The 12,861-nt window shown below is 57.8% G+C and carries 14 protein-coding genes; 7 read left to right on the top strand and 7 right to left on the bottom strand.

Going from position 1 to position 12,861, the window contains the following annotated elements; all coding sequences use genetic code 11:
• Positions 1–351 precede the first annotated feature (351 nt).
• Positions 352–1,752 carry a site-specific integrase gene (locus tag RAB71_RS09620; protein WP_010340574.1) on the top strand — a complete coding sequence of 467 codons (1,401 nt, stop codon included), beginning with the start codon at positions 352–354 and terminating at the stop codon, positions 1,750–1,752.
• 54 nt (positions 1,753–1,806) lie between these two features.
• Here the strand turns inward: RAB71_RS09620 and RAB71_RS09615 are convergent, their stop codons facing one another.
• Complete coding sequence (locus RAB71_RS09615; protein ID WP_081481887.1) at positions 1,807–2,136, bottom strand: hypothetical protein; 330 nt, start codon at positions 2,134–2,136, stop codon at positions 1,807–1,809.
• Between the two features lie 713 nt (positions 2,137–2,849).
• Between RAB71_RS09615 and RAB71_RS09610 the strand changes: the two genes are divergently transcribed.
• Positions 2,850–3,806, top strand: a complete 957-nt coding sequence (locus tag RAB71_RS09610) for a reverse transcriptase domain-containing protein (protein ID WP_029561775.1) — start codon at positions 2,850–2,852, stop codon at positions 3,804–3,806.
• Positions 3,803–5,143: an AAA family ATPase gene (locus RAB71_RS09605; protein WP_029561774.1), complete on the top strand. Its 1,341-nt coding sequence runs from the start codon at positions 3,803–3,805 to the stop codon at positions 5,141–5,143. The genes RAB71_RS09610 and RAB71_RS09605 overlap by 4 nt, the downstream gene beginning before the upstream one ends.
• Before the next feature lie 48 nt (positions 5,144–5,191).
• Here the strand turns inward: RAB71_RS09605 and RAB71_RS09600 are convergent, their stop codons facing one another.
• Positions 5,192–5,485, bottom strand: a complete 294-nt coding sequence (locus RAB71_RS09600; RefSeq protein ID WP_353940101.1) for a helix-turn-helix transcriptional regulator — start codon at positions 5,483–5,485, stop codon at positions 5,192–5,194.
• A gap of 166 nt (positions 5,486–5,651) precedes the next feature.
• Here RAB71_RS09600 and RAB71_RS09595 point away from each other — a divergent pair, with 166 nt between their 5' ends.
• From RAB71_RS09595 to RAB71_RS09580, 4 genes are all read left to right on the top strand, one after another.
• Positions 5,652–6,407 carry a hypothetical protein gene (locus RAB71_RS09595; RefSeq protein ID WP_010340570.1) on the top strand — a complete coding sequence of 252 codons (756 nt, stop codon included), beginning with the start codon at positions 5,652–5,654 and terminating at the stop codon, positions 6,405–6,407.
• Positions 6,408–6,479: 72 nt separating this feature from the next.
• A complete protein-coding gene (locus tag RAB71_RS09590) occupies positions 6,480–6,794 on the top strand; it encodes a hypothetical protein (RefSeq protein WP_010340569.1) in 315 nt (104 codons plus the stop codon).
• Positions 6,795–6,811: 17 nt separating this feature from the next.
• Positions 6,812–7,171, top strand: coding sequence for a hypothetical protein (locus RAB71_RS09585; protein ID WP_050946523.1), 360 nt, complete (start codon positions 6,812–6,814; stop codon positions 7,169–7,171).
• Positions 7,172–7,527: 356 nt separating this feature from the next.
• The gene (locus RAB71_RS09580) at positions 7,528–8,268 is read left to right on the top strand and encodes a DNA/RNA non-specific endonuclease (protein ID WP_010340567.1); all 741 of its coding nucleotides are present in this window, start codon (positions 7,528–7,530) and stop codon (positions 8,266–8,268) included.
• Positions 8,269–8,383: 115 nt separating this feature from the next.
• On the opposite strand, the gene RAB71_RS09575 is transcribed toward RAB71_RS09580, so the two are convergent.
• The 5 genes from RAB71_RS09575 to RAB71_RS09555 form a co-directional block, all read right to left on the bottom strand.
• Positions 8,384–8,719: a hypothetical protein gene (locus RAB71_RS09575; RefSeq protein WP_010340566.1), complete on the bottom strand. Its 336-nt coding sequence runs from the start codon at positions 8,717–8,719 to the stop codon at positions 8,384–8,386.
• Between the two features lie 370 nt (positions 8,720–9,089).
• Positions 9,090–9,560, bottom strand: a complete 471-nt coding sequence (locus tag RAB71_RS09570) for a hypothetical protein (protein WP_045760590.1) — start codon at positions 9,558–9,560, stop codon at positions 9,090–9,092.
• A 194-nt stretch (positions 9,561–9,754) separates the two neighbouring features.
• Positions 9,755–10,159: an H-NS family nucleoid-associated regulatory protein gene (locus RAB71_RS09565; RefSeq protein WP_010340564.1), complete on the bottom strand. Its 405-nt coding sequence runs from the start codon at positions 10,157–10,159 to the stop codon at positions 9,755–9,757.
• Between the two features lie 165 nt (positions 10,160–10,324).
• The gene (locus RAB71_RS09560) at positions 10,325–10,945 is read right to left on the bottom strand and encodes a hypothetical protein (RefSeq protein WP_138985710.1); all 621 of its coding nucleotides are present in this window, start codon (positions 10,943–10,945) and stop codon (positions 10,325–10,327) included.
• Positions 10,946–11,385: 440 nt separating this feature from the next.
• Positions 11,386–12,840 (bottom strand): site-specific integrase, encoded by a 1,455-nt coding sequence (locus RAB71_RS09555; protein ID WP_029561770.1) that lies wholly within the window; start codon positions 12,838–12,840, stop codon positions 11,386–11,388.
• Positions 12,841–12,861 lie beyond the last annotated feature (21 nt).

Genomic DNA, 12,861 nt, shown 5'->3' with positions numbered 1-12,861 from the left:
TCGTAACTGACAGTTACAACAGCGCGAGCAGGAAAAAGAAGAATAAGCTTACAAAAATTGACTAACATTTAACTTATATTCATCTAGAGATGATGAAAAATATCGAAGTAAGTTAGCTTATTTAATGCAAACAGTACGCAATTGACTGCGATAAATCGACAAAAATTCTCTCAAAACCCTTGGTTTATAAGGCTTCTCGCCGGATAACGAATTTGCGGATGCGGGAAGCACCCCATCGGGAATACCCTAACGCCTAAGGACTTCGCCAACGCTGTAAGTTTTTGTATCGACCCCATTGACGAATTCGCGCCCTGTTTTATCCCTACTTCCATCTCTCGATGGAAGTGACCCATGACCAGCAACCCCTCTGCAACACTCAACGATTACATCGCCTCGCCGTTTGGCCTCCTGCAGTTGGAAGGCATCCACATCGGCCGGTTCCGCATCGACCGCGCCATCATCCGAGGCCGGGAAGCCGCCATCAATCTCCAAGAGTGCATCCTCGCCGCGCTCGACGAAACCGGACGAAAGAGCGGCCTGAAGAACAGCACACGCTACCCAGCGCAGTTGCCCATGGGCACCCCGTCGCGCCCCTTGGCCAAAGAAATCGAAGACCATCTGGAGGACATGCGCCGCCGGCAGCTGGACCCAAAGACAGTGCTGGCCACAGAGCGCACGTTGAAGCTGCTGCTTCTTACCTGCGGCAACATCTCCGCATCACGTGTCGACTACCACCACATCCAAGCGCTCTGGAAGCTCCTACGCTGGGCCCCCAGGAACTTGACGTCGGACCCGCTGTTGAAGGATCTCACCTTCGACGAAGCCATCGCCATGGGGAAAGAGCAGGACGTGGCGCCGCTGGCCCCGGCCACCGAGGAGCGTCATCGCCGGTTCCTCGTCGCTTTCTTCAACCACCTGGTCAACGGACAGGCCATCGTTTCTTCGCCCATGAAAGCCTTCCGGAAGATCAAGCAGGACGACACCATCGATCCAGAGAAGGCCATCCGGCTGTTCGAGGACGAAGACCTGCAGGCCATTTTCGACCCCGAGACATTCATCCCCTGGGCCAAGAAACCTCAGTATTGGTGGGCGCCGATGATCGGCTTGTATACCGGCGCCAGGGTCAACGAGGTCTGCCAGCTGAAGCTGACAGACATCATCGAGGAACGCGGGGTGTGGTGCATCGCTTTCCAGAAGACGCTGGACCAAGACTTGGCCGCGGACCCGAAACGCCGGCGGCGCAGCCGGCAAAGCATGAAGGGTGCGGGCTGCATGCGCATCGTCCCCATCGCGAAGCCACTCTTAGAGGCAGGCTTCCTGGAATTCGTGGAAGACATGAAGGCGACCGGCCACCCCCGACTGTTCCCGTTGCTCTCCGCTGGTGTGAACCGGAAGACCGGGGAAACGAATGCGCGTTACAGCCAGCAGTTCGTGGTGGACTTTGGGCGCTACCTGAAGAGCCTTGGGTTCGAGAAAGGAATCGGTTTCCACGCCTTCCGCCACACCCTGGCCACCGAACTCGATGCAATCGACGTCCCCGAGAAGGAGATTGCCCTGGTCACGGGCCACAGCACCGATCCCCGCGAACGGGTTCCAGTGCTTCGCAAGCACTACTTACACAAGCGATCGCAGGCGACGCGCAGCAAGCAGATCAGCGCACTGGAACTGTATCAGCCCAACGTGGAGCTGCCGCGCTACCAGCGGGGGCAGTTCGATTGGTGTTTGGCAGATTCAAGCAAGTTCTACCCCTGACCGTGCTCAGCTACTACTTCGACCGAGCGGCGCCCTGTTGGGCGCCCTCCCTAATCAATCGTCTCCTTCAGCATCGTGATTGTCGAACCACTCCGCATAGGGAGTGTTGCGGACCAAGTGACGATTGAAGTCCTTGGAGCCATCGGTCCACCAGACAGGCCCCCGTTCGCCAAGTCCCACCTTGGCGGCGTTCACCGCTCGTCGAGCCTTGGCGAGGTCGTCCGAGTCTCCGTTGGCCTTCGCCGCCTTGACGGCCCGTCGCGCATCCATCAGTTCGTGGACCAGGCGCTCTCGTTCTTGAGCACTCAGGGCCGGGTTGGCGGTGCGCCAGAGGCGTCCACGAACAATGAGGTAGCGGCCATCTGGGGTCGTCAAGGCATCCATGTATAGCAAACCAAAGCTGGGGTATCAGCAGCCGCTTTGTTCTTCTATCTGCCTATTGCGATGGTCTGGGTGTAGGTAATTCTGCCACGACATGGCAGCGGACCTGACACAGGGGAAAAAGAAAGGATTCAGAGTTGTATCGGCCGCAGGTAGAGTTGCTGAAATATCAGGCCGGACATTTTCAAGATGCCCGGCCTGACAGCACGATAAATCTACTCGCCCTTCTTATGCTTATGGGGCTTAAGCTCAGGCTTATTGCCTGGTGTGGTTTTGTTGTCATGCTGTCGCCGATCAGGTTTACCAGTCGACTTGGCAATGCGCTTAGGACCTGGCTTGATGCTCATGAAGACCCTCCAGTTCTCGCCGGCATTTAGAAAAGGCAGCTCGGCGTTGCCTTTCAAGCGGTTCTACTACTACTGTCCCCCAACCGCAACTGGACTAGGCGCAGGCCAGTTGCTCCATTCACGATTATTTTCCCCATGCCCGATCCCCCCCAGAGCTCCAGACTTGCAAAGTCTTGGTCGAGCGTGCTACGGTCTTGGCATACCAGCGACTAGGAGTAGCTCCGGTCTAATGTCTGGTCCCTAGGGCGTTTCATCAATTTACGCATGCCCGGTCGCAGGCTCACGCCCGACCGGGCATTTCGTTTGTGCAGTCCTGGCCAGTGATGGGCTAGGCTTCCCTTCATCCCAGTGAGCGACAGGCCGCGCGCCATGACCCCACAGCCGTTAAACAAGCTGTTCGACGCCATGTATCACGGCAAATACCGTTTCGATGAGTTTTTGGCACTCTCTCCCGAACAGAACTACAGCCCGGTCCGCTGGAAAAATCGCACTATCTATAAGCCATCTAGAACCCTGAAGGACTTCCACGCCTTCCTCAACGGCTTTGTTCTAGAGCATCTTCCTGTCAATACATCGGTCTCCTTCGCCTATCGCAAAGGTGCGACCCTCATTCAGGCGGTGGCGCCCCATGCAACGAGCCGCGCATTCTTCCAGACCGATCTGGAACGCTTCTTCGATAGCATCACGACGCCATTGATTCGCAAGGTTCTGGTAGAGAACGAGACGCCCGCTGCCGACCTTGAGGATCACGTGGAACATGTCCTCCGGTTGCTCACCATCGATGGCAAGCTGCCGATCGGCTATTCCACCTCCCCGATCGTGAGCAACGCCTGCTTGCTCTCTTTTGACCAGTTGCTGTCACAGATCAGCCACGACCGGGGATGGATTTATACTCGCTATGCCGACGACATCATGCTGTCTACGCAGGATCGCGCCAATCTGTCGGACGCAGCCGCTGTCGTTGAGGGCTGCCTTGCCAGTGCACTCGGCGACGAATTCAAGCTAAATCCGGCAAAAAGCAAGCTGACAACGATTGGCCGGAAGGTCAAGCTTTTGGGGCTGGTGATCCTTCCAACAGGAGACATCGCCATCGACCGCGATGTCAGGAACCGCATTGAGTCGTGGATTCACTTCTATCTGAGAGATCGGGCGCGGTTACTGAAGATATTCGAGGAAACGCATAACGAGGGCATGGAAGAAGGTTTACAGCGTCTTAGTGGCCTCATCAGCTATGCCCACGCTGCCGACCCTGCCTATCTCGAGAAGCTTAGAAGCAAGTTTGGCACCACCGTCATTGACAGCCTCCTACATAGGTCTGCCCAGTGAGTCGCCTGCAAGTAACGCTTGAATCTATCCAGCACGTTGCTTATCTCCATCTTGACGTGGAGCTTTCCAAGAACGGGCTGATGTGCATGGTTGGCCGAAATGGCGCAGGAAAGACGACCCTTGTAAGGGCCCTCCGGAACCTTTCCAACTCAGATACGTTTATACGAACAGCAACGCCTTACGCGTTCTCGGAGAAAAGCCGAATCGTCTACGACCTGGACGGCGAACAGGTAACTTTTGCTTACGACAGCAGGGTTCGCTCCCTAGACTGCCGAGGTAAAATCTCCAAGGAGCTGCGCGAACTTGTCGCTGCGGAGCTGCCGATGCCATACGGAGCCCGGTTCAACTACTTTAAAAGCGCCAGCGAGGCTGACCAGGACATTCGGACAGCCATTGCTTTGGCAACCTATCGCGTCCCTGACGAACTGATCGCCTTTCTCAATGCGGTCTATGAGACCAACCGCTACTCAGCAATGGTCGAGGTCCGGGTTAGGGGAAAGAACTACTACGCTCTTGTCAGGGAAGACGGGACTTACATCCGAGAGGACTACCTCAGCTCTGGTGAGCACTTCCTCATCAATCTCTACCGAACAATCAAGGGCACCTCAAAGCTCTTGGTGATTGACGAGATTGACCTATCCTTGGATGCAGCTGCCCAAGCGAATCTTCCCGGCTGGCTTCGTGGGTTCTGCGCAGAATACGGCTGCAAAATCCTCTTCACCACTCACTCTCTCGCGCTAATGCAGCAACTAGAGCTTGATGAACTCTTCTATATGGAGGAGGAGGCTGGCAGTGTTTCCATCAAACCCACCTCTTTCAGCTACGCGATACTAAGGCTATTCAACTTTGTTGGCTATGACAGATACATCGCAACGGAAGATAAAAAGCTCATCGCCTTAGTCCACCATCTAGTCAAAAAATACTGCCCTGCCACCTTACTCAGCTACAAAGTAATCTACATCGGAGGAGCGTCTCAGGTTGCAGCGCTCATCGAGAGCAATGAGTTAGATCAATTCCTGGCCGCCCCTGAAAAGGTGATCGCAATTCTCGATGGCGATCAGCACAAGGAGAAATACGCCCAGAACGCGAGCATCCATATGATCCCACTGAAAAGCGTTGAGAAGGCGCTCTGGGCAGCCAGACAAGAAGACCCCGACTTCCCATTCGTCACCCCGCGAGACAACTTTACAAGTGACAAAGATTTCGAGAACTACCTCAAAGATAAGAAAATTGCCACGCAGGAGCAGATTTTCGACTATCTAATAAAAAGGCACGAGGTAGGTTTTCAACCTATAGCACAAGCCTTAAACAACCTACTGCCACCCCCGCATGGTTGAAGGCGGCCGAATCCAGAAGGCCTCAGGTTTCAAGCTTTTTTCTCCCGATTATGCACCGGGTTCGCGCAAGTTATTCTGGGAAAAGTCACGCATCCGACGCACCAGTTCCTTCTGCGCCTCTTCCGGCAGTTGCGACATCACCAAGATGGCCTCGGCCATTGGTTCGCTGACAGCGTGGAAATAGGCGACGGGTAGCTCCAGGGCCTCCGCCAGTTTTGCCATGCTCTCGTTGTCCGGCATCCGATCGCCTCGCTCGTAGCGCGAAATCCTAGGGGCGGCAGTGTTCTCCTCCTCCAACCCCAACACTGCTCCCAGCGCGGCTTGGGTCAGACCCTTGGCCACCCGGGCCTCACGCAAACGACGGCCGAAAGTGGATGCGGGAGGAAGTGCTGCAGGCATGAAGACCAACGAATGCTGAATTGGCCCGTTAGTCTGCCGCTTCCAATCTTGCCCTGCATTTGCCATATTTGCAAACGTCGCCAAGCCGGCGGCATTGCAGGGGATTTCGATGAGGCACGCAGGACAAGGAGCGTTCGCTGCGCTCCTGGCATTGACGCTGGTCGCTCCCGCCTTCGCCCAGGCCCAGGACACCCAAGCCCAGAAGCCTGGCTTCTTCCGGCAGCTCGGCGGCAGCCTCAAGGACGCCGGCAGGCAGATGGTGGGCATCAAGCCGACCGCCCAGGCCGGCAGTAGCGGCAACGGTCCTCTCTACACGCCCCTCAGCGGCGCCGGGACGCTGCCCGGGCTCTTCAAGGGCGACAACCACCAGGCTTCCCAGGCCGGTCGTCTGGAGTGGCCCCGAGTGGCGCTCACGTTCAACGAGTGGGGCGTTTCCCTGCCTTGCTGGACGGTGGAAGCGCGTATCTGGACCGGCCCCGCGGTCTCGAGCACGGAGACCTTCCGCGCCTGCGCAGATGCCCCGTTGACCGAAACCGACGACCTCGGCGAGGTGGCCGAGCTCAACACGTCGGCTCTCTGGAAAGGCCGCGACACGCTGACCGGTATCCGGGTGCCGGCCAGCAAGCCGAACACGGGCGCTCAGCGCTCCACGGGCCCCACCCCACCGGCGCAGCCCTTTGTGGTCAACGTCAGCCGGCCGGGCGTCGCTGATCGCGCCGTGGATGTGTCGCTGCGCGTGGCGTGGGTCTCGGGGTTCCTCCAGACCGCAGATCTGCATCCGGGGGCATCGGGGTTGCTGACGCCCTTCAAGGACACCCGGCTCTGGCTCGCGGGCTTCAAGCCCGACGGCAACCGCGACCGGTAGGCACTCGCCTTTCCGCTCCTACTCCTCTCGTGGGCCGGCCTACCGGCCCGCATCACCCAGCAAAGGAACGACATGAATAAAGCACGGATCGGCCTGGTCGCGTTGACCACGGCCTTGGGCCTGACCGCCTGCAGCGGCAAGCCCTCGAACGACAACGCCAAGCAGGCCCTGGTGACTCTGCTTGAGCAGAGCGGCGCCGGCCGAGTGAGCGACATTCGCGACTTCGAGTTGACCGGTTGCACCAAGGCAGAAGACGCCGATGGCTACCGCTGCGACACGCGCGGCCAGGTCGTCCTGGAGATCGCCGGTCGGCAGGTGCCCGTGCCCGTCAACAAGAACTTGCGCTATGCCAAAGCCGACGGCACGTGGAGGGCCTACGCAAAATGACGACCCACCCTGACCCGATGGCCAGCACGCCGGTTGGCTTGGCACACCCGCTTCCTGGCGCCGGTGCGCCGCGGGCTGCGCCTAAAAAAGTGCTGACGCCCCACAACCGGTTTTTCTGGTGGTTCTCGCTGACCCTGCTCTTCCTGGGTCCGTTCGGCTTCCTCGTCGGGCCTTTGATGGCCCGGCGCGGTCTGCGGAAAGCGGAGCGGCTCTACCCGGGCGCCGCCTACGCAGCTCGGCAGCGCGACCAGGGGTTCACCGCTGGGCAGTGGTGGGTCATGACGCCGCTGGCTCTGATGGGAGCCTTCTGGGTCTTTTCGCTGCTGAGCGGGCTGCCGATGGTGTTGCTGGTGCTGTGGGTGCAGCTGACCAGTTGATTCCGATAGAGCATCCGCATTAAAAAGCCCGGGCAATCCGGGCTTTATTTTTCGCTCCATACATCGCCCTTATTTCATGGCTGTGGAGGCCGTTTTACAGCGACGCAGTCTTCCGACCAGGTCACACCTTGGCCAATCCGCGGTTGACCCGCTCAGCGCGCTGTTAGATACATGTCGCAACCGCGTGCCACTCCGTGGCAAAGGGGCGCGGTTGTCGTCTCTCCCACCACACCGGCTCGAGCCGGTCTCGGCTGTCTGCTCCACCTCTGTCAACTCGCGCGTCTCTCAACAGGCACGGCTCTTGTCCGTGCGTGCTGGGTTCGTGCGGCCTGCCTAAACACATGGAGAAGTGCACTATGCGATTCCGGATCTTCCTCGCCGTCTTCCTGTTCACCACCGCCAGCGCAGCAGCGCAGGCCCAGGTCGTCACGCTCAACAAGGGCGGCTTTATCCTGACCTACGACTGCACCGAGCACACCGCCACACGCTACGAATACTCGCTCAACGCGGACACCGGGTCTGCGGCGCGTCCGTCCGATTTCAAGCTCGACACCACCCTACCGAGCGGCTGTGGCGGTCAGACCTCGACGAAGTCCTACGCCAGCGTGCGCTCGGGCTACGATCGCGGCCACCTGGTCACGTCCAACCACATGGACTACAACTCGACCTATATCGTGCGCGCCAACCTGATGTCCAACATCGTGCCGCAGGTGTCGGGCTTCAATCAGGGCATCTGGGTGAGCGCGGAAAATGTCGCCGAGTGCTACCGCGATATCCGGCCGGTGAAGGTCTACGGCGGCGTGGTCTTCGGCGACACGTCGAACGACTACTTCCTCTCGAGCCACGGCATCCGCACGCCGGAATACTTCTGGAAGACGATCATCACCACGGACCCGAGCACCGGCGCCGAGAAGGCCATCAGCTGGATCATTCCGAACCAGACCGGCCTGGGCAGCCTGGACGACTACATCGTGTCGATCGCTGACTTGGAAGAGCTCATCGGCGCCAACAACGTTGGCATCACGGCGTCGTCCGCGGTGAAAAACATGCTGCCGTCGACGACCTGGAAGCTGCCGAGCAACTGTGACCTGAGCTGATCACGCGCCGGCGGCGCAACGCGTTTCCTCGAAAGCCCTGGGTCACCACCTGGGGCTTTCTCTTTGCAGGCAAGGGATGACTACGAGGAGAGTCCCGCTCTCCGGGAGCATCCGCTCAACTGGTCGCGTCGCCCTCGAGCACGGGCAAAGGCTGACCCGCAGCGGAGCCGATTGGCAGACGAGACTCGGCGCCAGGCGTGACGACGATGACGGTGATGACCTCGTCCTGCAGCGAGTTGATTTGAACGAACTTGAGGCCTGCCTTCTCGAACACGTAGGCTTTGAACAGCGGCGACAGGCTGACGTTTTTCTTGCCAGGCGGCACGCGCTCTCCCATGCCCTCGATGACGTCGGCCGGGTTCAATGCCGGCTGCTCCGCTGCCTTGGCGAGCGGGGAAAACCCGGCGGCCATCATCGCCACGCCAATCACCATCGCTGAGAAGGATTTCATCGTTCGTTCCTTGAGGATGCGGCCTGGTAGACGCTACTGCTGGGCTGAAGGGGCCGCAAGCGCAGCCCAGAGGCTGGGAAAAACCGTCTACGGGATTGGACAAATGCATCCGTGAAGTAGAGCCGCGGCCCTTACCCGCCTGACCGATATCAGACCACAGCCCAGCCGGGCGAAAAGCAAAGGCCCCGCGTGCGGGGCCTTTGATCGTCGGCGCTTAGGTGGAGGTTCTGGCCTCCGTCCCCCAGCCATGGTGGGTGAAGTGGCCTAGACGATGAAGACAGCTTGCCATGGAAGATGCGGACTCGTGATCAGTTGAACACGGACCTTGGCATCAGAAAAATCCTACGCAAACCTCACAGCCTTCAAAGCCCTAATCCTTCACTTTTTGCTTCACCGCATTCCGCCGCTCAAGCCTCTCCTCAAGCACCGCAACTTTTGCTTCTTGGCGCTGCACATACTTAGCTCCCTTCTTCAGCCGAATGATGATGCCGATCGCGTAGACGACACAGGTATAGATGCCCAATCCAAGGATGGCCAAGATTGGCCCAATCACCTTTGCTCCACCGTCCATGAAAGCCATCGGCGCATAGGCCATTCCAATCCCCAGGATGCCGAAGCAGCAGAGCAGCTGGGTGAGAAGAAATTCCGCAACCTTTCCTGGGTTCTGCTGAAGACCCAACACCTTGTTCAACTCAGCTCGAAGGATCTTGAGGCTAATCCTGTCGTTCATCAGGCCTAGCCGCATCCTTGCCCATCCCAGTGCCCAACCACCTCCTCCAAGCAGCAGAGCAACGACGATTCCGTTGAAAATGCCGTTCGCGTCAAAGTGCAGGTCACTCATGATTTCTCTCTCTCTCTCTCGCTGGTTGATTTTTCAGCCCGTGCGGCTAGCACCCACATCCGATGCGCGCCACGGCAGGAGTAGACAGAAGAGGTGTCGCACAGATCGAGACAGTGCTTGGGAATTTTTCCGGTTTCCCAAAGCAAGAAGCCCTGGAACACCAGGGCTTTTTTTCAACGAACGTCTGAGACGGGCTACCCCGGATACTTCGGGAACTTCTCGTCCGGGTGGCTGGCCTTCCACTGCTTGTAGGCCGCCGTGCCCTCCCACGCCTTGAACGCCAAGGGGGTGCGTCCGCGACCCGACCAGGTCTCATGGGTATGGGGCAGCCAATACTTGGGGGCGACTTCCTTCTTGCCCTGGGCAGGGGCAGCCTTGCGGCCACGGCCCGGGCTGCTGGCGCCGATGGCGACGGCCAACTCAGCTTTCTGTTTCGGGGTGAAGTGCTCGCCGTATTGGCTCAGCAGGCTCGTTATTTCCGCGACAGCGGCGGCGGCCTGTTCTTGGCGGAGCGCCGCTTCCTGCTCTTCAAGCTTGCGGAGCTCTTCTTCGATCTTGGCCTTGGCAGAGGTGATCGACTCCAGGGTTTTCTTACTCATTCAGCGCATCGCCTGTTAGGAACATGGGTCTTATCCCGGAAGCGAAGAGTCTAAGTGAATTGACCGCCCTTCCACCATGGGCATGCAAACCTTGGCTGGAATCAGATGAATCTATTTGCGCCGAATCAGGAACCTCGCTCACTTAACGACTTTCCGCACAAATCGTTAAGGAGGATTATTTCCAACCCATTCTGCCATCATGGCCTGCAAATCATTAACATATGGCCATGATTTCAGCTCGGGCAGTGATATATTTCGAGTTCGAGCAGTCGATTTAAGGAGTTGCTGAAATAGGTTGAAGCGCTTCCAAATGTGGCTCCCACCTTGAAACCCGCCGCCTTGCGCGCCACTTTTAGCCACTAGAAAAGAGCGAACTGCATTAATAGCCTTCTTTTGATCACCGTCATGAACTTTCGCATCCAGCCCAGCAGCGTCACTTAGTGACGCATGGTACCGATAGGGCTCGGAATCCAAAAGTAAAAAGTGATGCTTGTCCGGCTCTACAGATGTCTCATGAAGAAGATATCCCACCCCTGCTTCAAATGGCATATTGAAACGAGGCAGCCGGAGTGATCCACCGCTTTCAACACGACTTATATCGTGAATCGAATACTTGCAAGACTGAATTTCAGCAGAAATACGCAATAAGCGAACGGCATTAGCGTTATCAATCAACGCATGCCGAGCCTCAAACCCCAAATCGTGAATCGCAAATACAATAGAATCAAATATAGGCTTGTAGGAAGCATCAAAGGGACAATTTAAGAAAACCTTTTTTGCATCCATGTGAAGTTCAATCCCTTGTCAAAAAATGAACTATGCAACCTTCATGGACTTCACGATTTCCGAAATGTCTGACTCAGAAAAATGCGAAGGCTTTATCGAAGCCTTCCGCAATTTAACCTTTGGGTGTTGATTCACAAGCCTTCCCTGAGTCGTCCCATCGATAACAAACCTGCCATCACTGGTGCGAGAAATACGGACGCTTGGCGTTACTTTCTTCTGAGCCTTAACCACGAAAGAAAATCCACCTCCAGGCTTAGTCGCTTTCTTTACTGCCTTTTTAATGGACATAACAACCACCCCGATTCTTTATGTTTGTAAAATATTTATTAGCTAATGCTTTATAACATAAAATTTAAATAGAGTCAACTCTTTAAATCTTATCTTATCAACCGAACTACCAGCCATGCTACGGCTAGTAAAGACCTTGCCAACCACTATAACTATGGCTGGTATTCCAACGAACTCAAGCTCACGCTCCATACCATTGCCGGATGACAAGCAGCAGCCAACGCCCTCGGACTGAACTCCGTTTCATACGCATGTGCATGCTCCTGCCGGTCCGACAACTCGTGCCCGGTGTATTCCTCCCGCATCTCCCGGTGGACCCCAGCGGCCTTCAGCGCGCCGATGACCGTATCCCGGAAGCTGTGGTGCCCCACCCTGCCACCGCCCCGCGCCTTGATGCCCAGCTTGACCAGGTAGCGTGAAAACGCGTGCTGGGTCCGGCCTGCCGGGCCGTTCTTGGCATCGAAGCTGAGCTCGGGGAAGAGCTTCGTCTCGCCGGCGGCCTTGAGCCGCGCCACGCGCTCCCAGAGGCCCAGCTTGATGAGGTCCGGGTGCACGGGGGTCTTCCGATCGCTGGCATCGGTCTTGAGGCTCTTGTCCTCGCCCATCCAGGTGAAGTGGAAGATGGGGATGCCGTCCTCCTCCCGGCAATCCTCCAGCTCCAACCGGGCCACCTCATTGGACCGGGCGCCGGTGTAGAGCAGGATGAGCGGGAGCCACCGCGCCGCGTCGCCCTTCAACCGCTTGAAGTTCTCCGGGTCGAAGATGCGCTTGACCTGGTCGGGGGTGAATGCCTGCGAGCCGTGGCTCTTCGCCCGCTGCTTCTTCAACTGCTTGGGCACAGAAGCATGCCCCGACGCCGGGTTGTCGCCTTGCGGGTATTGGCCAGCCGTCTGCGCCCACTTGATGAAGTCCGCGCAGGCCGAGAATCGGTTGGTGATGTAGGTGATGACGCGCTTCTGTGCGGTCTCGTGCAAGAACCACTCTGAGAAGTCGGTCCGCGTCAGCTCCTTCAACATCACCGACTGTCTGCCTTTGCCCTTCCGCTGGCTCACCACGAACGCTTCCAGGTCTTTCAACGCACGGGTCTTCTGGACGATGGTCTTGGCGGTGTTCTTGCCCTGGATGCTGACCAAATACTTGTCTCGCGCAGCCGCGAGGGTCAGCCCCACCGGACGCGGTTCGCTGATGGGCTTGACGACTCGGCGCGGAGGAAACGGTGTCGACGACGGCGCAGGCATCGCGTGCTGCGCCGCGAGCTTCTGGAACAACGACAAGTCGTTCTGGTCGTTGATCTCCACCTGGCCGAACGAAGCGCCGCCCGGCAGCTTCACGTCCTTGAGGATCAGCTCAAGCGACGACTTACCCTCCAGGCTCTTCAAGAGCTCTTCCAGCTCCTTCCCCATGCTGCCGTTCCTGATGGCTGCGAAGGCTTGAGCATAGCGTTGCTGCAACAGCAACGCGTAGCCAAGCGCGGCGCGATCGCACGTCGTGCCGGCACTGCGCTTGATGACCTTGCGCCCGAAGCGTGCCTGCAGGTCAGCAGGAACGCGCAAACGAACGTAGTAGCGGCCGGTCTCGCCGCGCGTGAGGTAGTGCGCTACTCGCATGGAAGTGTCCAAGCGAGTGTC

This window comes from Xanthomonas sacchari, assembly GCF_040529065.1.
Lineage (GTDB): Bacteria > Pseudomonadota > Gammaproteobacteria > Xanthomonadales > Xanthomonadaceae > Xanthomonas_A > Xanthomonas_A sacchari.
The sequence above is the reverse complement of the archived record's forward strand: the minus strand, read 5'-3'. Positions and strand labels throughout refer to the sequence as shown.